At 44.7% G+C, this 25,166-nt stretch carries 20 protein-coding genes and 3 pseudogenes; 5 read left to right on the forward strand and 18 right to left on the reverse strand.

Going from position 1 to position 25,166, the window contains the following annotated elements; all coding sequences use genetic code 11:
- Window positions 1-11 precede the first annotated feature (11 nt).
- Together PAV_RS19745 and PAV_RS19750 are read right to left on the reverse strand one after the other, a co-directional pair.
- Window positions 12-1,315, reverse strand: a pseudogene (locus PAV_RS19745) (UDP-glucose dehydrogenase family protein).
- Window positions 1,312-2,277, reverse strand: a complete 966-nt coding sequence (locus PAV_RS19750) for a sugar phosphate nucleotidyltransferase (protein ID WP_005549243.1) — start codon at window positions 2,275-2,277, stop codon at window positions 1,312-1,314. Before PAV_RS19750 ends, PAV_RS19745 begins: the two are co-directional and overlap by 4 nt.
- 236 nt (window positions 2,278-2,513) lie before the next feature.
- Between PAV_RS19750 and PAV_RS34800 the strand changes: the two genes are divergently transcribed.
- Window positions 2,514-2,972, forward strand: coding sequence for a hypothetical protein (locus PAV_RS34800; RefSeq protein ID WP_005549245.1), 459 nt, complete (start codon window positions 2,514-2,516; stop codon window positions 2,970-2,972).
- Between the two features lie 170 nt (window positions 2,973-3,142).
- On the opposite strand, the gene PAV_RS19760 is transcribed toward PAV_RS34800, so the two are convergent.
- The 9 genes from PAV_RS19760 to PAV_RS19800 all read right to left on the reverse strand — a co-directional run bounded on the left by PAV_RS19760 (window position 3,143) and on the right by PAV_RS19800 (window position 12,998).
- Window positions 3,143-3,673: an NAD(P)H-dependent oxidoreductase gene (locus PAV_RS19760; RefSeq protein ID WP_005549246.1), complete on the reverse strand. Its 531-nt coding sequence runs from the start codon at window positions 3,671-3,673 to the stop codon at window positions 3,143-3,145.
- Window positions 3,674-3,978: 305 nt separating this feature from the next.
- A complete protein-coding gene (locus PAV_RS19765) occupies window positions 3,979-5,310 on the reverse strand; it encodes an ABC transporter substrate-binding protein (protein WP_005549247.1) in 1,332 nt (443 codons plus the stop codon).
- Between the two features lie 46 nt (window positions 5,311-5,356).
- Entirely contained in the window at window positions 5,357-6,544 is a 1,188-nt protein-coding gene (locus PAV_RS19770; RefSeq protein WP_005549248.1) for an efflux RND transporter periplasmic adaptor subunit, read from the reverse strand.
- Window positions 6,545-6,568: 24 nt separating this feature from the next.
- Window positions 6,569-7,402 (reverse strand): carbohydrate ABC transporter permease, encoded by an 834-nt coding sequence (locus PAV_RS19775; RefSeq protein WP_051135176.1) that lies wholly within the window; start codon window positions 7,400-7,402, stop codon window positions 6,569-6,571.
- Between the two features lie 64 nt (window positions 7,403-7,466).
- Window positions 7,467-8,333: a carbohydrate ABC transporter permease gene (locus PAV_RS19780; RefSeq protein ID WP_040736408.1), complete on the reverse strand. Its 867-nt coding sequence runs from the start codon at window positions 8,331-8,333 to the stop codon at window positions 7,467-7,469.
- A gap of 162 nt (window positions 8,334-8,495) precedes the next feature.
- On the reverse strand, window positions 8,496-9,629 hold the full coding sequence (locus PAV_RS19785) for a HAMP domain-containing sensor histidine kinase (protein ID WP_005549253.1): 1,134 nt from the start codon (window positions 9,627-9,629) through the stop codon (window positions 8,496-8,498).
- Complete coding sequence (locus PAV_RS19790) at window positions 9,622-10,320, reverse strand: response regulator transcription factor (protein ID WP_005549254.1); 699 nt, start codon at window positions 10,318-10,320, stop codon at window positions 9,622-9,624. The genes PAV_RS19785 and PAV_RS19790 overlap by 8 nt, the downstream gene beginning before the upstream one ends.
- Before the next feature lie 198 nt (window positions 10,321-10,518).
- Entirely contained in the window at window positions 10,519-11,469 is a 951-nt protein-coding gene (locus PAV_RS19795) for an ABC transporter substrate-binding protein (protein ID WP_005549256.1), read from the reverse strand.
- A gap of 275 nt (window positions 11,470-11,744) precedes the next feature.
- A complete protein-coding gene (locus PAV_RS19800) occupies window positions 11,745-12,998 on the reverse strand; it encodes a PD40 domain-containing protein (protein ID WP_005549258.1) in 1,254 nt (417 codons plus the stop codon).
- A gap of 182 nt (window positions 12,999-13,180) precedes the next feature.
- Here PAV_RS19800 and PAV_RS35345 point away from each other — a divergent pair, with 182 nt between their 5' ends.
- The 3 genes from PAV_RS35345 (at window position 13,181) to PAV_RS19815 (ending at window position 17,828) form a co-directional block, all read left to right on the forward strand.
- Window positions 13,181-13,744: a hypothetical protein gene (locus tag PAV_RS35345; protein ID WP_167549042.1), complete on the forward strand. Its 564-nt coding sequence runs from the start codon at window positions 13,181-13,183 to the stop codon at window positions 13,742-13,744.
- A gap of 74 nt (window positions 13,745-13,818) precedes the next feature.
- On the forward strand, window positions 13,819-15,729 hold the full coding sequence (locus PAV_RS19810; protein WP_005549261.1) for a DUF11 domain-containing protein: 1,911 nt from the start codon (window positions 13,819-13,821) through the stop codon (window positions 15,727-15,729).
- Complete coding sequence (locus PAV_RS19815; protein ID WP_005549262.1) at window positions 15,708-17,828, forward strand: DUF11 domain-containing protein; 2,121 nt, start codon at window positions 15,708-15,710, stop codon at window positions 17,826-17,828. The genes PAV_RS19810 and PAV_RS19815 overlap by 22 nt, the downstream gene beginning before the upstream one ends.
- Before the next feature lie 447 nt (window positions 17,829-18,275).
- On the opposite strand, the gene bshB2 is transcribed toward PAV_RS19815, so the two are convergent.
- The 7 genes and pseudogenes from bshB2 to PAV_RS19845 all read right to left on the reverse strand — a co-directional run bounded on the left by bshB2 (window position 18,276) and on the right by PAV_RS19845 (window position 24,067).
- On the reverse strand, window positions 18,276-18,932 hold the full coding sequence (gene bshB2 / locus PAV_RS19820) for a bacillithiol biosynthesis deacetylase BshB2 (protein ID WP_005549263.1): 657 nt from the start codon (window positions 18,930-18,932) through the stop codon (window positions 18,276-18,278).
- Window positions 18,933-19,003: 71 nt separating this feature from the next.
- Complete coding sequence (locus PAV_RS19825) at window positions 19,004-19,348, reverse strand: YojF family protein (protein WP_005549264.1); 345 nt, start codon at window positions 19,346-19,348, stop codon at window positions 19,004-19,006.
- Between the two features lie 367 nt (window positions 19,349-19,715).
- The gene (locus PAV_RS32530; RefSeq protein WP_005549265.1) at window positions 19,716-20,009 is read right to left on the reverse strand and encodes a histidine phosphatase family protein; all 294 of its coding nucleotides are present in this window, start codon (window positions 20,007-20,009) and stop codon (window positions 19,716-19,718) included.
- A gap of 1,084 nt (window positions 20,010-21,093) precedes the next feature.
- Window positions 21,094-21,201 (reverse strand): annotated as a pseudogene (locus PAV_RS35565) (O-methyltransferase); the annotation flags it as partial.
- Between the two features lie 5 nt (window positions 21,202-21,206).
- Window positions 21,207-22,211: a Gfo/Idh/MocA family protein gene (locus PAV_RS19835; RefSeq protein ID WP_005549268.1), complete on the reverse strand. Its 1,005-nt coding sequence runs from the start codon at window positions 22,209-22,211 to the stop codon at window positions 21,207-21,209.
- The gene (locus PAV_RS19840; protein ID WP_040736413.1) at window positions 22,208-22,867 is read right to left on the reverse strand and encodes a DUF2625 family protein; all 660 of its coding nucleotides are present in this window, start codon (window positions 22,865-22,867) and stop codon (window positions 22,208-22,210) included. Before PAV_RS19840 ends, PAV_RS19835 begins: the two co-directional genes overlap by 4 nt.
- A 330-nt stretch (window positions 22,868-23,197) precedes the next feature.
- A pseudogene (locus PAV_RS19845) lies at window positions 23,198-24,067 on the reverse strand (SDR family oxidoreductase).
- Window positions 24,068-24,188: 121 nt separating this feature from the next.
- Here PAV_RS19845 and PAV_RS19850 point away from each other — a divergent pair.
- Entirely contained in the window at window positions 24,189-25,145 is a 957-nt protein-coding gene (locus tag PAV_RS19850; RefSeq protein WP_005549275.1) for a helix-turn-helix transcriptional regulator, read from the forward strand.
- The last annotated feature ends 21 nt before the right edge of the window (window positions 25,146-25,166 follow it).

Here is a 25,166-nt window from a genome sequence, read left to right on the forward strand (position 1 = left end):
TATTTTTCTCTCTATTTGTGCCCGCCCACTCCTAGATAATCGTATCCGAACTCTATCATCTCGGCTGCCTTCAGCATATTCCTGCCATCCAGCAGAATTGGAGTTTGCATGACATCAATGGCCTCTTTCCAATTCATCGCTTCATATATCGGCCATTCTGTGCAAATGATGACTGCTTCCGTATTCTGCAGCGCATCTGAAATATGGGAATATTGTGTCAACCGAGCTGCTGGATCGTTGAAAGGAAGTTTAGCAACGGGATCGTGAACGCTAACGATGGCACCACTGTTCAATAATTGAGTAATGATAGCAAGTGAAGGCGCCTCTCTTATGTCATCCGTTCCCGGCTTGAAAGCTAGTCCGAGGATCGCTATCCTTTTTCCTTCAAGTGTACCGAGCTTGGCTGTCAACTTCGTTAGAAAATATGAAACTTGGCTCTGATTAATTTGTACTACTTTCTCTAGCAAGCTTAGATGAGTGCCATACTGCTCCGCTGTGCTTAGCAATGCGTTAACGTCTTTGGGGAAGCACGAGCCTCCGTATCCGATGCCTGCTCGCAAGAAAGAAGAACCGATTCGGGGATCTAGCCCCATACCTTGTGCAACATCAGAAATTGATACACCACATTGATCACACAATCTGGCTAGTTCATTCATATAAGAAATCTTAGTCGCTAGAAAAGCATTGGAGGCATATTTGATAAGCTCTGCTGTAGAGGGTTGTGTCCGGATTATAGGCCCCGTGTAAGTCCGATAAAGGCTGCTTACAACATCAGCCGCAACTTGCGAATCGGTACCAAGAATAATTCGATCCGGATGAAGCGCGTCATGAAGTGCACTGCCTTCCCGGAGGAATTCGGGGTTAGATACGACATCAAATGATATTGGTTTCCTTTGTTTGCTGCCAATCCATGCTGCGACTTTTTTCTGAGTTCCTACTGGCACCGTGCTTTTCACAACAATGACTTTGTGTTCTTGCATATATTCGCCAATCCATTCTGCTGCCCGTTGTATATATGATAAATCAGCACTTCCATCTTCTCGAGACGGTGTGCCCACACAAATAAAAAGATTTGATGATTTTCAATAGCTTGCTTTACATCCCTAACAAACCTGATGTTCCCCTGCTGTGCATGATTTTGCAGCAGCTCTTCTAGGCCTGGCTCATAGAAGGGAAGTTCTCCCTTCTCCAAGGAGCAGAGCTTGAGATGATCCGTGTCGAATCCAGTGATTTTCCATCCACTTTCAGCAAAAGCAAGAGCAGTAGTTGTCCCGACATATCCAAGACCTATGACCAAAATATCGATGCTATTCACCCCCTCGACGGTGAAGCGATATCATGTTGATTCGCGATCACATTGTTGAGTTGTGCATTTGTAATGCTGACATCCTGCAGCACAATGCTGTTCTTGATGCTGCAGTGACTGATCTTGGCTCTAGGTCCGACAGTTACATAGGGACCAATGATGCAATCCTTCAATTCACTGGTTGGATCGATTACAACCGGCGGGATCAGTCGACATCCCGGATACTGGAAGTGCAATTCACGAAGATTATCATCCCCGATATCATCCAGTACCCAATGGTTCGCCTCTAACCATCGTCCTATCGTTCCGATGTCTGTATGGTTTTTATCCGTAATCGTATAACCAATCGAATATCCTTGGTCTATCAACCACTGAATAGCATGTGTAATCTCATACTCTCCCCGCGCTGACGGAGATATAGAACGAACTGCCTCGAATATGTTAGAAGTAAACACATATGCCCCAAGCGACGCTAAATTCGATTTTGGATTCTCGGGCTTCTCTTCCAGCCCTATTACTTGATCATCGCATATTTCTACAATTCCATAATCCTGCGGTTGAGCTACCTCTCCTAACAGCATACATGCGTCGTGCCTTTTTCGCAGAACGCTTTCACAGAGACCTGCCAATGATTCGGTAATTAGATTATCTCCAAGCATAAGTACAAAATCGTTCAAGCCAATATAGCTTTCTGCCTGCCTAACTGCATCGGCAATTCCTAGCGGTATATGTTGGTATATATACGTTATTTCCACTCCCCAACGTTCCCCTCGTCCCAACTGTTCCGCAAATAACGTATGGTGTCCAGGTTGGATCACAATTCCTATTTCTTGAATCCCAACTTCTACAAGGTTACCGATGCAGTAATAGAGAAGCGGAATATTTGCAACGGGAAGCAAAGGTTTGGGGGTCGTAAAGGAAAATGGTTGTACCCGAGAACCCTTGCCAGCACTGAGGATTAACCCCTTCATTATGCTCGCTCCTTTATTAGTTAAAACCATATACCACTATATGACTGACTACTCTTCCTAGTAAGGGCATCTGGAGCTTCATAGAGAAAATATACGGTTGCCATCTGAACTACAGAGAAATAGTCAAAATTCCACGCAACAGCGGTTTCATTTGTCCATACCTTCCTAAAATATAAACATAAAATAGAAGGAACGTTCATAATGTTACTAATCCAATCTAGAGAGGATGGATCCGAGTGAGTAAGAATGAATATGTGAACAAGATCAAAGAGTTAGCGGATATTGATAGCATCGAAATCGAATATGTTGACGGAGAGAAAGTCGAGTACAATACTGATGAAGGCAACGACCTTAATTCTTTTCTAGAAAACATCGACTGGGAACAAGTTGATGATATCGAGGTCGAGTTTGAGAATGGAGATAAGACTAGCATAGATTTGGACAATGACGATGACGACGATGAAGATGATGAAGATGATTACGATGACGACGACGATGAAGATGAAGACGATGATGAAGATGTCAGTGAAGAGCTCGATATTGACGTTGATGATGAAGATGTCAGTGAAGAGCCCGATATCGACGTTAATGATGAAGGTGTCAGCGAGGAGCTCGATATCGACGATGATGAAGATGATGTCAGCGAGGAGCTCGATATCGACGATGATGAAGATGAAGACGATGAAGATGAATAATAGCGAAATGCTTGTTAGTGATGACGATTTATAAAAGGCATTACAAGTAGGGAAAATCACAAAAGACGAGGAGCAAGCACCTCGTCTTCTTTACATTCGCATTTCCACTTTAATCCTATCCCTAGCCGACCACAACGAAAACTATATATTTTGCTTAAAGAAATTACTGCTTACAGGTTGTCAATGAAATTCACATATTCAAGAGCACTTTGTTCCAACTTGCTTTCGGAAGGGTCATTTTCTGCCCCGTAAAACGCATAGAATGAGCGATAATCTGCTTTACAGTATTGAAAGCTCATTTCAAATGGGGATAAAATTTGTGCAAGTGAATAACGATATTTCCCCTCATCCTCAATATCCTCTTTTTTAATGCCAGCAGACACAGCCAATGCAGCTTTTCGATTTTTTAATTTGTCTCCACCGTTTGAACCATAAGCCCATCCATACGTAAAAACCTCATCCAGCCATTTTTTAAGCAGCGGCGGACAGTTAAACCAATAAATCGGAAACTGCAATACAAGATTCCCGTGCGACTCTATCAACTGTTGTTCTTGCTGCACATCGATGTTGCCATCAGGATATGCCTTATACAATTCGTGAACTGTATATTTGTCTGGATGCTTTTTAAGTTCCTCTGCCAAGCGCTTGTTGACAACGGAAGTTTCAAGGTTTGGGTGTGTTACGATTACAAGAGTTTTCAACGATTTGACCTCCTTAGATAGGTGTGCCTCTTGAGTATAAGATGATCACTATCAAATTGTAAGTACGCACTTTTAGTTCAGGTACTTACATCAAGGTTAGTGTCAAAAACCGTGATTCCCTTTCACTGGTTACATGCTCGCAACCGATCCACCGTCAACCCGAAGATTACTGCCATTAATGAAGGAAGCTTGTTCGGAGGCTAAAAATACGACGAGCATGTAGTTCACCTTCTCATGAATGGATGTCACTGCGATGAATCACAATCAAAAGAGAAGAGCGCATAGCTGCCCCTCTCTCCGCTTCATTATTCATTCAAATAGGTGGTCACACGGTTCTGAATTAATTTTGCTGCTTCCTGTGCTGACTTTCGACCGCTGAAATACGACTTCGATTCTTCCTTAACAATTGAGAACAACTTGTCATCGCCAGATGAGTAGCCATTTGCTGCTGCCAGAAGCTGCTTGGCCTTGGCAAAATACCCATCAGCCACCTTAACGGTTTTTCCCGATTCTAGCTTGAATGCCCCACTGTTCACTTTACTTTGTACATCGCTGAACTTCTTCTCATTCACCGAGGCAAGTACGGAGAACCCGCGTCTCTCCTGCATGGATTGCGCTTCTTCGGATGCTAAAAAGGATAGGAATCTCCATGCCTCCTCCTGAACTTGCGACTTGGCTGAAATAGCAAGCTGATAGGGGGCATAAAAATTAACGCCGCTGTCCTGCTCTGCTGTATGCGGCCGATGCATCAGTACTGGATTGGAATATAAAGTATGCGGCCATTCGACAAAGTCAGCTGAAGACATCAGCATAGTGGAATAGAATAGCTGCTTGCCGATTTCCGCCTCCTTCGATGTAACAACTTGATGATCATACATGCTCTTGATTTGCTCCATCAGTTCGATAAAGCGCGGTGCATCGAAGCTTGCTTTTTGAATGCGACTATCAACAAACTCCGCATATCGACTGCTAACGATCTCTAGCAGCAGATCCTCTGGCGGGTAGTTGGCCAATGCATAACGGATCCCCCCATCATCACTTGAATGTTGTTTCAATTGCTGAGCCACTTGTTCGAATTGCTGCCATGTCCAATTCTTATCATCGACCTGAATATTAGCCTTCTTCAGTACATTTCCATCGCCAATAAAACATAACATGTAAAAGGTAAGCGGCATTGAGTATAGTCCATCGTTGATTTTCATCGAATTTATAATATTGGGATATAAATCCCCTTTTTGCAGGAGTTCCTCTTTGTCTATGAACTCGTTCAAATTGACGAACAACTTTTTATTTACATATTTCCCGACAGGCAGACTCGCTACCTCTAAAATATCTGCTCCGCTTCCAGCCAATAGCTCTGTGTTTATCTTCTGCACATATTTGTCGTGATCATTCTCCTCCCATTTTTCATTCGGTTGTTTATATATGTGTAGCTGCACTTCAATGTCCGGATTTTTTTGTTCGAATTTTTTGACAGCGGCCTTATAGAACGAATCCGTGCCCATCATTGACATCGTAACGATCGTCTTTCCATCCTTTGTTTTTTTCGGCTTTTCCCCTTGCTCCCTAGAGCCGCAAGCCATTGTCATTGTCAATAGCGCCATACAAGCCAACACTATCAGTAGTCGTTTTTTCACCGCTATCTCCTCCTCTTTCTTTTTTCGACATCAGACATATTGCAGATTATTGCAATCGAACTCGGTTGCCATTTTGTATAGGTTCACTGCTATTCATAATAATCAGTTCCTGCTCGTAAATGCCGTCAGGCTGAACCAATGTGACCTTGTCGTTGCTTTCCAAAATCGTAACGAGGGCCTTGCGTACAGTGAATGCATTGCCAAGCAGGCCCATCTGTTCATCCACGACGTACACATACGTTCCTTCCCGATCGCGATGAATCGCTTGATTGGATATGATCATTCCTTCTTGGTGAGATCGCTTCATCAACGTAATTCGTGCTACTTCACCGCCTCTCAAGCTCTTGTCTGTAATTTTGAGACGAACAATCTTATATACCTGTGGGACAGATATCTCCCCCGCGCTGCTCCCCGCTGCGACTGGATCGTTAGAGCTTACCGCCGTATCCTTTATTTCCATTATCGTAGCATCAAGCTGACGTGACTGTTTCTTAGTCTGTTGGGTGACCTGTACTTCAGTTTGCACGATGTCGCCAATCGTTAAAGCAAGGTTTGTCAAGCGCGCTGCATCCATTGTAAGTTCGAAAAAGTAACCGCCGCTGCTGTTAGAAACCACAACATCAGGCTCACCTGCAGATGCCAATCCTTCAACAGCATGAATTTTGGTGACGATCCCATCGAATGGGGCAGCAATACGATTCTGCTTCGCCAATTGTCTGCTTCGTTCATTCACTTTACGTGTTTGAATCTCGATATCCAGCTTGCGTGTATGTATATCTCGGGATGCGCTTCGGAGCTTCATCTCATCCCTATCTACAGTAGAAGAAGTAATAAACTGATCTTGAATGGTTTGCAGCTCAATGTGCTGCTTCTCTAAATTCGCCTTTTCGTCCAGCAATTCACGCTCTGCAGTGATGCTGTCGTAAGTTACTAAAGTCTGCCCTTTTCTGACTTGTGCACCTTCCTTCACCAATACCTTACTTACTTTCCAGCCAGCAGGATTCATCAACTTGACTTCTAAAATAGGACGCAGTATGCCGCCCCCAACCAGCTTATGGTCAAGACTGCCGCTTACTGCCTTTTCGGTTATCACTTTGGGCAGCATCAGTGATTCAAATGTGTTGCTGAACAAGGTGAGTACAGCCAACACGACTATTAATAATATGGATATCCTCTTTACAACCTGCTTGCGTTTGCGATCATGGTTATCTTCTTGCAGCCCAGCAACTGACACTCGCTATTCCTCCTACTCTGAAAGCTACCCTTTAATGCCGGACAATTGAATGCCCTCGATGAAGTATGATTCCGCATATAAAAACAGCAGCACCATAGGAGCCATGTAAAGCATGGAGGCGGCAAATGCAACGCCCTTTGCCCCTTCGTTGATTTTGGACAAATAGACCGACAACGGCTGCTTCAATGGATCATTGAAAAAAATGAGCGGCTGCTCTACCATGTTCCAATAATCGACGAACAGCAGAATGACAAGTCCCGCGATTCCCGGCTTGACCAGCGGCGAAATAATGGTGAAAAATATCCGCATATGACTGGCCCCGTCTATTTTCGCAGCTTCAATGTAGGCATACGGAATATGAAGCATGAACTGCCTGAGCATGAACACACCAAATGCAGCGAAGATTCCCGGTAAAATAATGGAGCTTGAATGATTGAGCAAGCCTAGCCGATCCGCCATAATATAATTTGGTACAAGCGTTACTTGGAACGGCATAAGCATAGTCAACAGGTATATTAAAAATATCGCTTCCCGACCGCGAAATCGCAGCTTGGAGAAGGCATAAGCTGCCAGTGCTGCTATTGCTGTTTGCCCAGCAATGATCGGCACAACCAGAAATACGGAATTCCAAAACATGGACAGGTATTTCGGACTTTTTATCAAAATGTTGAGATACTGTTCTGCTGACACTTGATCCGGTAATAGCTTCAAATTGGCAAACTGATGCGAATGTGGAACGGCAGCATCATTCATCTTGCCGATTAAAACGTAGTTCCGCTCAATTTCCTGCTCTGTCATTATTGAATTTGTGAATGTTATCACTATTGGTGCTAGCATGATGACTGCGATGCATGTCATGACGATCGTTAACAGACATGCGCGAAGCTTATTTTGCGTTGTGTGCAACTCACTCCCTCCATTCTTATTCCATTGACTGTCGGAACCGACGCTCGATCGCATACAGTGCCAGGACAATGAAAAGTATGCAGACCGCCATTATGGTTGCCGCCGCTGTCAGCTTCTGAATGTCAAGAGACATGAACATATTATTCATGTAATGCTGCAGCATGTAGATGCTGTCATGCGGATAATCGCCCGCGACAAGATACGTTTCGCGAAATACTTTAAATGAGTTAATGATGGACATCAGTACAACGAAAAACATCGTCGGAGTCAAATAAACCAACGTTATACTGCTAAACATACGCATGCGACCCGCCCCCTCGATCGCCGCCGTCTCATAATAATCATTCGGAATCTGCTGCAAACCTGCCAGAAATAAAATCATGTTATACCCTATATTTTTCCACATAAAGACAACAATGACGGCTATTCGGGCGGCATCAGACTTCATCCAATCCACACGCTCGAAGGAAAAGGCACTAAGCCAGGCGTTCAGCGACCCATTCCAGTCTAGAAGCACCTGCCAAATTAAGATAATGGATACCGTTGGTACGACAAGCGGCAATACATAAGCTGTCCGCAGTCCTTTTCTCAGATATACATTTTTGTTCAGCAATAGAGCCAGGCCTAATGAAAGTGCAATCATTAGCGGAACACTTAGCGCAGTAAAATAAAAAGTATGTATGGCAGCCTTGCGAAAGGAATCGCTCGTCATCAGATCACGATAATTTGTAAGACCGACAAATTGACCATTGACCGCATTGTCCTGAAACGAATACATGACTCCCATTCCGAATGGAATCAGGTAGAACATGGCGAATCCGATTCCACTAGGCAAAAGAAATAACAGGGCTGCAGCGGCATCTTTGCGAAACCATTTTTTCATCTTCCGATTCATCATCATTCCCATCCTATTTCATAGCTGCACTCTTCATCATTCGACATAAAAAACCACTTCATTTCTAAGGTCTTCTCTTGTCCTGTAATCAGGATAAGGAACACAAATAAAAAGAAGTGGTGGTAAAAATAAAGTTTTTCTTAAATTGGATTATTTAGAAGCAACTTCATTGGAGCCTGCTTCATGAGAGGGAGCTATATACATGGGCAGGCACACCTTGAACTCTGTACAAATCACGTCACTTTGCGCTGTTATGGATCCATGATGCTGCTCAACAATGTTCTTTGCAATAAATAAGCCCAGTCCCGTGCTCCCTTCACGCTGCGTTCGGGATTCGTCACCGATATAAAACATGTCGAAAATGTGAGGAAGCTTCTCAGGCGGGATATATGCGCCGTAGTTCACAACTTGAATGACTACCGCACCTGCTTCTGAGCGTGCATGGATATCGATATACTTGCCGTCACTGCCATAGCGAGTTGCGTTCATCAGCAAATTTTCAAATACGCGGGCCAGCATATCTCCATCACCAAGCACAGTCAAGTGAGGATCTATACTCATTCTGGAAATAAGCTGCTGATTTTCATAGACCGGGTACATCTCCTCATTCAATTGCATCAGGAGCTCGCCAACGTCAATTTGATTTTTGCTTATCGACTGCTTCCCGTAATTCGTTCGGGTCAATTCGAACAGCTCCTCAAGCAGCTTCTCCAGCTTCTTCGACTTGGCAAATGCAATTTCAGTGAAGTGCCTGCGCTGTTCATCTGACAGTGCCTCTTCACGAAGAATGAAGTCCAAATATCCAATCACAGACGTAAGCGGGGTGCGCAGATCATGCGCCAAATTCAATATCAATTGATCCTTGCTTCTTTCGGCAAAGTCTCCTCTTTCTAAAGCCCCTCGCAGCTTTAAGCTGGCTTGATTCAAATCGCGGGCGATTTCTTCAAATTCATCGTTGGAAGTTATTTGGACTTCTCTCGTAAAATCCCCGTCAGCCAAATAGCGAATGCCTGTTGAAATTTCTCGAAAGTAAGCACTATATCGTCTCGTGAACAAAAAGAATAGCGTTATGGTAAGGGGGATGTAAATAATTAAGAAAAAATAGATGTCCCCCACATCGCGCATAAAATATCGGACGGCTGTGAACGGATCTTCCAATCTCGTAGTATGATAATAGAGCTGCATTGCTTTAAAAAGCGAATATGTAATGATTCCGGATAACAGCATGCTGCATGCCAGCAGCAAGATCATTTTGAAGCGAAAGCTTCTCAGCAGCTTACCCATTGAACGAATAGCCTACCCCCCATACCGTTTTGATCAGCTTGTTGTTGGCCTTGTCTTCCTTTAGCTTCTTGCGCAAGGTACGAATATGAACCATAACGGTATTGCTGCCTTCATAGTAGGCTTCTCCCCATACCTGTTGAAAAATAAGCTCTGAGCTGTATACCTTTTTGGGAGAACTCGCTAACAAGTATAAAATATCAAACTCTTTTGGCGTCAGCTCGATTTCTTCCCCATACAGACTGACGGTACGCTGTTCAGCATGTATAACAAGACCACCTGCCTGCAGCACGTTTTTGCCTGTTCCTGTCGTCGGCTGATTTAGCTGGATGGAACGGCGCAGCTGTGCATTGACGCGCGCTACCAATTCCATTGGATTGAACGGCTTTGTCATATAATCATCAGCTCCTCTTACCAAGCCGGTAATTTTATCGAGGTCTGAATCTTTTGCGCTAAGGAAAATAATCGGAATGGTATGCTGCTCTCGAATTTGACGAGTTACTTCATATCCATCGAGCTTTGGCATCATAATGTCCAAGATCGCCAAATCAATTGGATGCTTGCGAACGGCTTGAACGGCTGCTTGACCATCTAATACTTGTATATAGTTATATCCTTCCTTCTGAATGTGCAGGGCAATGAGATCGGCAATTTCCGGTTCATCCTCTGCGATTAAGATCGTAATTGGCTTCATTGCTTCAACTCCCAGTTCTATCTTGCTTTATATATTGTACCAGAGCATCAGTCCCATGTCCGTTATCTAAATTGAATAATGCAGCAAGGAATGGGCATTTTCATGAACTCAAAGCTACTACTTATTCATCTGATGATACTGATGTCTATGTGAGCAGCGTAAGTACATCATCAATTTTTTCTTGTTGGAATTGACCCCTTAATTCATCCATGTCAAAAAATCCACTTCATGCACACAATGATTTTGCACGGCAGGCAGCCCTTTCCACAGTGTACTGTCAAGCAGCTTTTCTGCTTCTTTATTCTCTTCCGAGGACCATGTACCGTTAGACGGGAACACAATGATATGATGTGCATTCAAATCCGGAAGCTTCTCTTCCGACAAGATCGCGTTGAATTCCTTCATATCCCTCGCCAGTGGATGTGGAGTCAGCCCCATTTCCTTATATATGCTGCCGATATATCGGTTTTCGATCCCAAATAGAGCCAACGTTTTATCGCCTACATTCAAACGAATAACGGTAACTGTCTCGTTTCCAACCGCTTTTTGCAGCTTGTCCTTCGTCTCTGTTATCTTTTGGTTGCACTGTGCAAGCACACTGTCCCCTTTTTCCTTCATATTAAGCAAATCAGCAACTTTTTTTAAGATTTCTAGGGGATTTTGCAATATCCCTTCCTGGAGCCGATAAGTAGGAGCGATCCTGGAGTATTGCGCATATTTCGCAGCATCCACACCACCATCAACGATGATGAGATCGGGGCTGGCTGCCAGCAATGCCTCCATGCTGCCGGTAATATCAAATGCCGGTACATCCAGTCCTAGATAATCCTGCTTCCCCCAGCTAGGATGGTACCATTGCATGACTGGTCTCACGCCTAAGGCAGTCATATAATCTTGCAAATACACTCCCATCACACGCTTCGGATTTGCAGGAATCGATACTTTCCCGAACTCGTCCTTCACTACACGGGTATCTGTGTCCTTCGTTTCCGCTTCGCTCTTGGCAGTGGAATGATCCGTTGCCTCAGCCGCTGTGGAAGACTCCTTTTTCGTCTGTGGAGCCCCTGTTGAGCCGCAAGCGGATAAGCCCAATACTGCCGCTACCAATACAATCAGCCAAGCTGATTTCTTCCATGTTCCCCCGATCATGAATCCTTCACCTCTATGAAATAAATAATAAGTATTGTGAATCGAGTCCGCTTATAATAACGATTCTCATTATCACTTATACGTTATCATTCTACGATTCAACTTTTCTTCTGGCAATGCACATTCCCTATCTCTTTTTGAGACATTCATGTACCATTCAATCGATATAAAAAAGCCTTCATTCTTCTTGAATGTCGGCTTATTGAAACAAAACAATCTATTCTTAGATCCAAAATGTTGCATGTATAATGCTGCGCAGCACTTTTCCAATCTTATCAATTTGTACTGGTGTTGTAAGGTTGAAACACTTCACTCCAGTTCCAACGTTCATAATAATTGGTACCGAGCGTTAAATCCGGAATCCATACATGCATGTGCTTGCCATCGGGTGAAGACAGCAGGACTTCTGCTGTAGATCGGTCCGTTCGGATCCATGAAAGCTTGCGGCCATCTTCCACGAATAACGGATAATAGTCCCCAAACCCAGTGGGAGGAGCAGTGAGCTTCGCTTGCACTCCGGTATCGAGATCGATGAACACGAGTTCTGGCAGCGGCCTCTTATCGGGATTGCTCGTCCATTGAGCTTCGGTTGCTCTTGAGGCAATTATCGTATGATTATCCCGCCATGTGAAATCAGTATCTACCCTCCCATCAGGTGTATAAGAACGCTGATTAAGAGGGAATGGCTCCTTGACTACGGTAAGCTTCTTGTTGCTTGTCGCTTCTCTTCCCACTCCTGCTATGTAAGCCAGCTTATCGCTTTTCGGAGCCCAATTGAACCAATTGGTATTGTGAAGCATATTACCGATTTTAATGAAGGTTTTCCCATCTGCAGACAGCAAGCACAGTGTATTGTCGTCAGCGGATAGCGACGCAGTCGGTATCGCGATGAAAGCGATCCATTTCCCATCGGGCGACCATTTGAATGTACTGGTTAATACGGCGAAGAAATCATCGGTTTGATTTGAAATCCGGTACAGCAGTTCTTTATTGGGCGCACTTGATCCCGCTTCAAGCCTTATGTTGTATAAATAGATATCCTCCCACTTCCCATTAGGCAGCAGCTTGGAGAGTGTAGATACTAACAATCCGTTTCCGCTTGGATTCCATGCATAGTTGCCGATTTGATCTGCAATCGTTGTAATAATTGGGGTAGCGGGTGTATCCACATTAGCTATCCGAAGCGTATTATTTGTCTGAAAGGCAAGGATGCTGTACTTGGGCGACCACTGCACATTTTCTCCTTCTCCTATCCGTCTAAGAGATTTTGTAACGGTGTGATATGCCCACACCTCCTGTTGTTCCTTCCCCTTCGTGAAAGCGACCCATTTCCCGTCAAAGGACCATTTCGGATTCCGTATATACTCCCCGGTTGTAATCCGCTTCTCTTGTGTTCCGCTCGTAATCCACAGGTCATTGTCACGAATAAATGCAGCTGTATAAGGCTGTATTTTTGTCCATCCGCTTGAGGGTGCAGCCCATACGAACAGCATCAACAATACAAATAAAGCATGTATATACGATTTCATGACTCACTTCCTTCCTCATTTCCCTTAGTGTGCCACTGAAACCATTCTTCATCACGAAAAAATCAATTTTCCTAAGGCCTCATGTCTATTGCTATTGCATGCCATTTCTTATGCCGAAGTGTATGCGCGAAAGGTTATAACCTGCAAATCCTTTCATACACTCTATAAGAGATACCATGAAAATGGAGGGCAGAACAATGCCGCTTATCCCCCGATTTTCCACGATAGATACAGCGGCTATATCAATTGCAGGTCAATTTGTGAATGGCTCCTCGGAGTGCTTGACCGATCGTGTTGGATTACTGGATCTGATCACAGCATGTGACATCTTGCATGCAGAGCTCACATGGTACGGGACATTTGAACAGCAATTGGAAAAAGAGCATGTGTATTGGGCGCAAGAAGCAAAAGTCATTTTGCATGCTCCTTCGGGTGAGTATGAATTGTCAGCACAAGACTGCTCGACCTGCGTTGCGAAAGGACAAGCAACTCAATTGATATGTACCGCAGACGTTACAATTCGAATAAAAGAATGGACAGCTGGTGCTTATTCCTTACATATTCCTTCATGGGTCCACTGCAAAGAAATGATTCAATGCGGATGGGTATTGCACGTCATCATGAAACATTTCTCCCTGCCCTTGCAATACATTCAATTGGCCGCTGGTCACGAACATATTCATCAACAGAAATCTTATCCCCATATTTTTTGGGGTTCAATCTTCCATACAGTGATGTCCATATAAAGCTGTGGTTTTGCGCGAGCAATGTACAGTCCCTAGTCGGAAAGGCAGGGTCTTATTACTCTGCATGTTCACAGATGTGCGAGGCAGATCCTTTTCCGGGATCTGCTGGGTTCCGGCAATATGAATTATCCCTCGATCGTACTGACTCTACTTACATTCAAGATCAACTGATATGTGCGTTATCTGCCCGAGATGATTCAGCTCATTCAGAACTTTATACGATAGCTGTACAGCTCGATTGCTCAGGAGCGATAATACAGGCAAGCTTGAAGGACATAGAGGGATACAAGGGCAGTGAGGAGCTTCAACCTAGCGATACCGTGTTCTATTCCCTCCAACTGTGCAATATTGGAGACAGGGCAGCTGAACGGATATATGTGACGCTCTATTTGTCGGAAGGGGCAACGCTGCTTGAGCCATATATTTGTGTCCAAGACAGTTGTCACAATTCCATGTCGGTTAACTGCAAGAGCGGAATGCTCATCATACCTTCTTTGGCGCAGGATGCAACGGTCACGATTACTTTTGCCGCTGCTGTTCAAAAAAGTAAGCTTTCACAAGATCAGGTGGTATGCATTGCTTCCGTCACATATGATCCTGCATCTCCATCTAATATGTATCGCACTCGCGTACAGTCCAATCAAGTAGAGGTCACTTTTCCCTCGACTGAATGCGATGTGATCGTAACGCAGCAATGTTCGATGTCGAGAGCATATTGGCAGGATCGAATTTCATTTACAACAACGATTACGCCGAACAGCAACAGAAGACTTGCTAACTTATCCTTTCGAGTTATCGCAGACAATGAATGCTGCTATGTTCCCGGCACATTAACAGTCAACGGGATGCCGATCTCACCAGAGGATCCCTTAGTTGGCTTTTGCATAGAAGATATCCATGATCTTACTCCCCGGGTCATCCAATATGAATTGAACTTGCATCATGTTCCGTCTTCTGGCCGCCTTGAAACAAAAGCTGATTTGACCTATAGTGTCTATCGTTCGAGCAAATATAGAGGGCCCCAAATTACCATTGATAGTAATCCTGTGATCGTTGAAATACATGGCACACAGATCGTAGGCAATCAGGCGATCATTCCGTACAGATATCAAATTGCTCCAAATCGACCATCTATCACGACATCACAACCAAGCAATATGATCCTGGCCCACAATCATGATGATCTCAACATTTACATAACGAAAATGGTAGATCACAGATATGCTGATGTAGGCGATCATCTGATATATACGATTCGTATTGCGAATGAAGGCCGTGTGACCGTAACGAATACAGAGCTGCGCGATAGGGTTGATAACGGAATTAGTATTTTACCAGGCTCAGTTAAGGTGAATGGTATCCCTTGTAAATATTGCAACCTTGCGCGCGGCTATCCATTAGGCCGATTATTGATAGGCACGGTGATTATGGTTACCTTCACCGCATTGATTACCACAAGGCCGATCTCCGGATATATCAGCAATCAAGCTAAGATTACCTACAACTATACGCAGCACGATTCTTGCCGGATACATACGGGAACCACTTATAGCAACAAAACCAAGACGTATGTTCGCTATCATCGCGTCAGTTTGTACAAATATGCGAATACCCGCCTTGCCATGCCAGGAGAGATCATTCGTTTGTATCATCGCCTTGACAATCAAGGGAATGTGACACTAGAACATGCATGGTTTGCTGATCCGCTGCCTTCTCAGCTGCGTTGGATACCATCAAGTGTCCGTATTGACGGCGCTCCTGCGCCGTATGCTGATCCGATCTGCGGATTTCGTCTGCATCGGATCATGCCCGGCGGCAATACATATGTAAGCCTGTTGGCCGAAGTGATGGATATTGCTGTAAACCAGCTTATCTGCCATACCTCCTGGGTAAGCTACTCCACTATGTTCCATAACGGGGGTATATCAAATATGATACGAAGCTATCGAATACGGCATGCATTATGGTACAAGCCACGCTTTTAGACATGTACATGAGTGTGGATCGAGAATGCGTACAACTGGGAGAACAACAGTCATTTACATTTATTTTGCGAAATACGGCGCTTGTTCCATTAAGGGATATTCACTTTATCCACTTGCTACCAGATGTCCTTACCTTCTTATCAGGCAGTCTTCGCATTGACGGAAAGGCATATGTATGCAGAAATGCACTCGAACTCCATCTCGGCACGCTTCACCCTGGCTGCAGCCGTGTCATTTCATATCGCTGCCTAGTCAGAGAAGCTCCTGTAACAGGATGGTTAGCGAACGTGGCAGATGCTGAATATTGCTATCCTTCGCATGATCAGCCTTCTCTAATGAAACGTCGAACCTGCAGCAATACCGTTCATACTTATATCTACCATGGACGCATAATCGTCCATGCAGCCTCGTCACACCGATACATTACGCTCGGTAAAGAGCACGTCATTGAGGCGACCGTGTCGAATGCAGGTACGGCAACTGCTGATGAGGTGTGGTTCTCGACCGCAATACCCGAGGAACTTCGAATCGTTAGCGGATCTGTACATGTAAATGGGGAGCATTGGCCTGAAGTATGTCCCATACGGGGATTTTATATCGGTTCTATTTTTCCTCGAACAACGTTATTGATATCTTTTCGGATACATGTGAATGGTATCCCGAGAACGAAAAGCTTCATCATTCAATCAGAAGTAGACTATCAGTATCGGATTCCCAAATTTTGCGGATGCAAGCAAGGGATTTCAAAGGCTAATCCTGTCCTCATTCAAGCCATTCCTTTCCTGTCCAATTCTTGTATTCCGCTTCTCAAGAACAGAATTCAACCAGCTAAGTTAATCATGCGACTGAGTGGTAAACATAAAGATGTCAAATGTGGCGAGCCTAACCAATACACGCTCATAATCTGCAATATCGGACATTCTTCAGCCGAACAGGTCAGTCTCATGCTCCCGCTTCCTGCCGAAGCCAGACTTATCCGTGCATGTCGATTCGAACAAAATGACATGCGCCATCTTGCTCCAACATCTGCACATCAGATCAAAATTGGACGTATCCATTCTGGCGAAAGTGTAACTGTACGGTTTGAGATTGAAGTGTACACGCCACCAGTGTCGAATTGCTTCATCTATACAGCGACGGCACTCTATCGGATCGACAGCTATTCGCAAGCAGTCCGAGCTAAAATCCATAAAGCATTCAGCAACAGCGTAATGACATTGATCCATTATAGTAAACTTGAGGTGCATACGACGGTTGATAAGACAGTAGCAGCAATTGGCGATGTCCTGCGTTTCCGAACGATCATTCACAATTGCGGCACGATGGGCGCGTTGTCCCTTTGTGTGCAGGATCTTATGGCCTCTCAGAAGCGGTTCTTGTCCGAATCCATGCCTATCCCAACCTCCGTCAATGATGAATGTGTTCCTTCGCATCTCAGCGAATTATGCTTGGAATGCTTGAAGCCTGGAGAAGCAGTTATTTTATATCACGAAGCAAAAATGGTAGACCCGCCTCTCTCAGCACTGTTAAGGAATCAAATTAAGGTGCTGTATTTCTGTCACACAAAGCTTCATGAAGTGAATTCGCTGCATAACGCTTACGGCAATGTAGTGTATGTTCATCTCCACAACCATGCTTTGCAAATCTCATCGCAGTTTGCAGCGTCTTCTCATCAGAATAAGAGAAATGCTCTCCTGACCTTAACAATTATGAATGTGGGCGGAGGTACAGCTTATAATCTTGCACTGAATCTGCCTGCCCAAGCAAAGCTGTATAATATGTCATCCTGTAGCACGATGTTTGCAGCTTCGGGGACTGTTCGTTCACTTTCCAATCAGCTCTTGCTTCCCGTCCTTCATATGGGTCAAACTGCTTCGGTCGAGCTATCCATTCACGTTCCTGAGCATCTCACTTCATTGACGCTACATCACGATACCTTGAAGCATCTTGCTGTATCCTATCATTATCAGTATGACATAAACCAGATGGGCTATTGGGAGCAGACGAAGATTATGCCCCAACCTGAACAAAGTGAGGTTCGCCTAGCTATCCAAGCATTGCACGAGATATTCAAGTATCCGCCACAACGAATACAATGATGACAAAGGTGAATGTTGTCAGACTGAGCAATGTGAAGAGTGTTGACAAAAGTTATGCCAATGTAGGCGATACCTAAATCAACGGAGTTGTACAGCCAACATTAAATCCAGATGTCGGATTTACGCTGGGAAGCTTGCTAGCAAATCACGTAGTTGCCGTCGTATTCAGCGCTAATATTAATTGACTGCCAATCTACAGATTGTGAACAAGTCACAGGTTCGAATTCAGCTAAGCAGAAAGAGAGCGATTCTTAAGGAATCACTCTTCTTTACTTTGTAATTGAGTTAGAGTCAAAAATAATCATTTTCGCAGGAATTCACATCTGAATCATTCGTATGCAAAAAACACTCGATTCACAAGCGATAATCACTTGATGAATCGAGTGTCTGCACATTGTATTTTTCCGATATCAGTAACTTTACTTTCTAATGGATCTTTGGAGCTCTCTAATCATCGAATCGATACTGCCAAAATACTTCCTTGCTGTATTTCGCCCGAAAAGCCGGGTCATCCAATGTTCCATTGTTCAATAAAAACCGTACCTGAGATTGATGGGCATGAATCGCATGAATCTTTTGCTCGACATAGTTACTGACGTCATTCACTACATCCGGCTGACCTAGAGCATCCTTGCGATTGGATGAGAACGCGACGCACCGAACGACCGGCCGACCGCTTACAGGAAGCTTCTTCACGGCCTGCACAACAGCAGCGCCGGTCGCATCATGATCCGGGTGAACACTATGCCCCGGGTAGAACGTATATACGATTTCCGGCTGCAGCTCTAGCAGTAATTCAGCAATTCTCTGCGACAGCTTATCCTGCTCCTCGAACTCAATCGTTTTATCATGATACCCCCACATGCGGACATCTTCGATTCCGATCCGCTTGCACGCCTCCAGCAATTCCTGTTTACGGATGAGCGGCAGTGTCACCCGATTGGCAAAGAGAGGGTTGCCCATGTTCCGTCCCATCTCTCCCAATGTCAAGCATGCATAAGTAACGATCTTGCCTTGATGAATATGTCTCGCCAATGTACCTGCCATAATTCCTTCATCATCGGGATGAGGCAGCACGACGACAATGCGATGTTGTGATTCCATTTGTTGTCCCCTCTTCAGTTGTCTCTATTAATTGAATCATTCGCAATCAGCAGTGAGAAGGCTCGCCTTGCTTAGAATGGCTGCTCACTAAGCATGAAGCTGACAAGCAATCGTCCCTCCGAATCATGGCCCGCCATAATCAGTCGGCGCTCATCGCTTTCTTCCCAATGTGTTAGACCTTCCGCATAAATCCACCCATGCTCTGTTTTTAGACCGATTCGATAGGGGCCTGTTCCTGCTAACGTGCCATGTGAATAGCGGACGGGGGCGTTTTTAAAAAATACGGATGCCGTCATTTTTGATTTATCCCGATGTGCAGCATAAGCACCCGTTGTCATCTCAAGATGCGCATATAAGAACTTATCCTGTAAGCTTTGCAGCTGATGTTGAACGCGATCTGGTTGTATAAGTTGCATGATTCGTTCCTCCATGGATCAAATAACCACTGACTTTATGATATGAATTTCATTTCTCATTATATCATATAAAGTTCTAGCATTACGTACCGAGCATTCGTTCCAGCAGGTCGTTATGGACTTTGCGAGAGGAAGGGGAGAGTTGTGTCTGCGAAGAACTCGGCGCGCCAACATACCCTGATTGTTGGCAGCTCCCTTGCGGGAAACGGCTGTCGTTGCTCTTAGCACGAACGCGTCGGCGTTCGCCTCCTCCCCCCGTGTGGGACTTGCACCCTAAAGATGAATTTGCTCAGTTGAGCGTACAAGAAAAAAATCGGAAGCCCCCACCTTGGGGACGACCGATTTTTTTGATCTCTTTCATTCCGGATCAGGAACGATTATCGACAGACCATCTGATCCAATCTTCCAATTTGATCAGAGCAACAAACTCGAACCCATTCCCCTGGCCTTTCGGTTTTAACACAACCGTACCTACGTTCGGAATTTCACCCTTGATCGATTCATGGAATGGATAACTGTGACCGACAATTACCTTATTTGTGCCGTGCCGAGGTTGGGTTTCAAGCATTTGAATGATGTTTGCTTTTATTTTCTTCTGCTCATCATCTAATTGGCCATCTTCTAAATAATAAATGTAAGCTAAATTCTCATTGACCACCATATTCTGTTTTTCGAAAGCAATTTCGGCAGTTTCTCTGGTACGACAGTAAGGACTTGTCAATACGGGATAGTCAACGGGAATCTTTTGTTTCTCGAAAATGGTACCCTACGCTTTTGCATGTTTTTTCCAATTTCGTTCAAGTTTTTTGGGTTGAGCAGTCATTGAAAGACAGATTAGGTTTATCTTGTCCCGTCGTCTCGCCATGCCGTATATAAAGAATGTAGCCCCCTTCTTGAAGCTTTCGAAGCAACGAATCTTCTACTCGTTCTTCATTCAGACTAAGTGCACCAGTATGACTGACGGACACCAGAAAGAAAAAGATGAGCATTTGGAGTAAAACGGAGAATGTTATTTTTTGAACATGCTGTGCAAATCCTTCCTTATTGTTTTTGGTGTATTTAGTATTAAAAGTAAAATTTTCTTTTATTCTTAAAATCCGAAAGAAATTTCTTGTGAATCAACCCACCAAAAAAATGCACTAAATGAGGCTCAAAACAGAACATTAGTACTTGTGTAATTCATGGCATTATGAAGCCAAATGATCACGGTTAAAAAGGATTGAATCGAAGAATAGCTAGAAATAAAGTTATAGGACTGTAATCACTGATTATGGGGTAGAGTCATTAAAAATGAATTTATATTTATAGAACTAAATTGCGAACTACGGCAAACAGGGACAGGATTCCTTATATTTCCGCAAAAACGAACATTAGAGGGTTTCTCCACACCGGAAGTTGTCTATTTAAATGCTCAGCCCAGTTCTATCCAAGCTGGTCCCGAGGATCATAAAATGTATGTGATTGATGCATTATAAGGGGCTACACATTGTTTACATGTATTCTTTTAATAGTTTGACAATCTATAAAATGAACTTCGTCTTTCATATGACGAAGAGCCATTCCATTGAGGCATTGTCCCAACAATTCCCCCTAAAGTACATGGATTGCTTGAAGCCTGCCTTGGCAATGACAGCCTCATTCTAGAGTGTATAATGCAAAACGACCCACAAGAGGGTCGTTTTTTTTTCTAAGTGTTCTTCTTATGGATCACAGTTCATGAGGGCAGGGCTTTTCTTCATTTTTACTCAAGGTTCGACCACTAACGCCATAACAAAACCGTCATAGCCTTTGCTTCCAACGGTTTGCATCGCTGTCGCACATAAGCGGGGCTCAGCAGCAATCAGTTCAAAGAAGCTGTTCATTCTGCTGCCTTCCGAATGTCCGCAAGCTGTGCTGACGAAGGATGTCGTAACGCCTCCAAAACAGCCTGAGCTTCATACCCATCTCGGAAATCGAAATAATCGGCCCGCTCTCCGTGAATGGCACGAATGACCTGCACCGCCATCGGAACTTCCTCCATATCTTCTACGGCGACATTCGCCAGTGGCTGTCCAATTGCTCCAACATGAAGCCGATTCCAATTTTCGAGAGAAATCGTACCTTCACTGCCATAAATAACGAGAGAAACTCGTTCCTCTCCTGCCATACCCGATAAGCCATCCACATAAATCGGAATTTCACTGTTCAGCAGCATTTTTGCTCGTATCCCCGTTTCGCAGCGTTCTTCATCTGCTGGCAGCTCCAGTTCACTCTGAACATGCGTAATCGTGCCAAACAGCTTCTGAATAACATGAATCCAGTGAACGCCTACCTCTAGAACGAATCCCCCCTGCGCCCGGGTCGAGATCCAACTGTTATGCTGCCAGCTGCGCGGCCATGTTGGAAAATGCAGGATAAGTTCCATGCTGCGGATCGTTCCAATGGCCTGTTCCTTGATCATCTGCTCCATTCGTTTCACAGACGGCTCATGCGGCATCGAGAAATGAATAGCATGAACAACGTTCGCTTCTTCTGCCAGCTTGAGCAATTCAGCAGCTTCTTGTAAATTGTTAGCAAGCGGCTTCTCACAGAAGACATGGATTTTCTTGCGCAATGCCGCGCATACGATATCATAATGATAGGCAGGAGGAACAGATACGTATAGAAGATTGATGTCCATTTCCTCTAGCATCTTGCTATAATCAGCATAGTACTTCACATGCGGGTAATCTTGCTGATACTGCTCTCGCGATTCAGAATTCGCCTCGCATATCGCTACCAATTCCACCTGTTCTGCCAACGCTGGACTGGAAATGGTTCGAATCATGTACCTGCCCATATTTCCTAGGCCGACAATCGCTAGTTTGATTTTGTCCTTCGTCATTGTTCGCTCTCCATTCCATTCCTAGATTGTATGTAAGAATTCCACAATTCCGCAACAGGAGCAGCTTTCCTGCTGCTGTGCTCAGCTGAGCCTTCTTCCGTCCACAACGGCGGGAAATAACTGATGGCTTCATTCCTTTTTAGCGCAGCAATATCGTTCTCCCAGTCATTCCATCTGAATGTACGGTAAAAAAGCGCCAAGTCTCCATTCGCCAGCCACTCACAAAAATCGGAGTACAACAATTCCGTGTCCTCCCACTCTAGCGTATCCGGGGCGAAATAGTAGACGTGGTTTCCTTCGCTCTCAAAGCAGCCTCCATTCAGGGCAAAAAAACCACCTGCCAAGTCATATGCAATCATGCATGCGCCATGCAGCGGCATAATTCCAATATCATCACCGAAGCCATTCCAACTTAGTAAATCGCCGAATACAGCATCATTCCCAGAGCCGAGCAGCTTAATCCATCCGCCATCCACCAGAACGCCTCCCGAACGACGAGCAATCGCACCTATGTAACTGCGTTCGCTGACTTGCAGTATCGCTCCTGTATTCTTTCCTCGTACAGGATCGGCTGACAAAACATTTATGCGATTGTTTCCATTTTCAAATAACTGGAGAATCTCCTTCCATGTCTGCTCATTCACGGCATTACTCATGATCTCATTCCCTTCTGCGACATGATATTCTTGTTGATAGAATGTGCGAATAACCTTCTCTCCATCACGATGTCTACCTGACTTACTATGCGCTATATGTACCAATACCGTCAATCCAAATGAAATCGATATGATAGATTAAGATACCCGTTCCATTCCCTGATAGGACTTGTCTCATTGTCATTGAAAAACAAGGTTAGGTTGCAAGGGACATCCTAGTTCGTTCGGGATGCCCTTCATTTGCAGCCTTGGCAGAAAGTTACAGGTTGTCCTAGCTAAGATACATGGATAACGGAAGTATTATTTGATATCCCTTATTTGCATATCACTTTACAGTCCAAGTTTTGTGGCATAGTTGCCCCAGTGTGGTCTATTCCCATCCTCGTCAACGAAGTCATACCAATCAGAAAGTCCCCAGGAGCTGAGAGTTTGTCCCGTTTTCTCCATTTTCTTCGGATCAGCCGCAAGCGCAGCAATCGCCCTTCCGACATATATGGGTGTTTCCGACATGATGAAATGTGGATCCTGCTTCACCGCATCCTTCCAATTCTCCTTTTTAACGCCGAAAAGGTCGAGCATCGCCTCCGAACGCAAAAATCCGGGAGTAACCGCAACAGCAGTAACCCCATGCGAACGCAATTATTCCGCCATAGCTGCTGCCAAATGAATCGCCGACACTTTTGCTAAACTATAATACAAGTTTCCACGATAACGATAGTCAACGCCATCCGTAATCTCGATAATAAGCCCTTGCTTCCGTTCTACCATCAGCGGTGCGCCATAATAGCTCGTTATCATGTGGGAATGAACCGCCCGTTCCTGCATGAGCAATCCATCTTCAAGTGAATGCTCCCAGAATGACTTGCCCCAATCCGTCAATGGATCACCGCCCCATACATCATTCGCCAGAATATCAAGGCGACCATTTTGTTCGTTCCGCACTTTTTCGAACAGGGCTTTCACTTCATCTTCCTTCGTATGATCCACCTGTACCGGTATCCCGATTCCTCCATATGCCGCTACGATTTCTGCCGTATCCTCGATCGTTTCCGTTCGCTGCATATCGGATTGCACCGCTCGTGTGCTTCTCCCTGTGCAGTATACAGTCGCTCCCGCTTCCCCCAGCATTGCCGCGATCCCGCGCCCTGCCCCTCTCGTAGCTCCCGCTACAACCGCAATTTGATTCTGCAATGGTTTCATGCAGTTACCTCCTCATTAGATTTGACTTTTTCTTTAGTGTAAAGGAAGATATATGACAACCACTGTCATATTAAAATAGATCAGATAAACATTACCTGATATAAGAGAAAGGAGCTGTCACATGCGAGCCGATCGATTAATGTCTATTATGCTCATGCTGCAAAGCTATGGCAAAATGACAACACGAGACCTAGCCCAGCAACTGGAGGTATCTGAAAGAACCATTATGCGTGATATGGAGTCCCTAAGTATAGCCGGTATCCCGGTTTATGCGGAGCGTGGTTCCAACGGAGGATGGTCGTTGTCAGAAGGATATCGAACGCAATTAACGGGAATGAAGCCGCAAGAATTGATGTCATTGCTCTTAATGAAGTCCTCGTCATTAGTGGACGATCTCGGTCTTCGGCAAGAACTCGACAATGCTTATCACAAATTGCTTGCCGCTAGTCCGATTGGAATGAGGAGAGACGCCGACATCGCCAGAGAACGTATACACATTGACGGCGCGGGATGGCGCCAAACGGAAGATACTGCTCAATACTTATCAATTGTGCAGGAGGCCGTATGGATACAGCATAAGCTGCGCATCACTTATGAACGACATGACAGTATTGTGGTTCGAGACATCATGCCGCTCGGATTAGTTGCCAAACGAGGAGTATGGTATGTCGCAGCTCAAGTAGAAGACGGATTCCGCAGCTATCGCATTTCACGGATACGCGATGCAGAAATGTTGAATCAAGCTTTTACTCGTCCTGACGGGTTCGACCTGGCTTTCTATTGGGAGGAATCCACGAAGCAATTTACATCTACCCTGCCTCGCTATCCTGTACGAATTCGTGTAAGAGATGATTTACTTCAGCGACTCAAGCATGAACGATACGCGAAATTACTGCAAATCGAGCCTGCTCATCAAGGCTGGCATTATGCTGATGTGGAGTTCCATACGCTTGATTCAGCTGCCGAGATCATCCTTGGATTTGGTGCTGCTATGGTAGCTCTTGAACCCGCAGAACTGCGAGGCAAAGTCATAAGCGAAATACGAAATATGCTGTCGACATACGAGGGAGAACAATAGAGTAATCCATTGTGATCTCCC

The sequence above is a fragment of the Paenibacillus alvei DSM 29 genome (assembly GCF_000293805.1).
Classification (GTDB): Bacteria; Bacillota; Bacilli; order Paenibacillales; family Paenibacillaceae; genus Paenibacillus_B; species Paenibacillus_B alvei.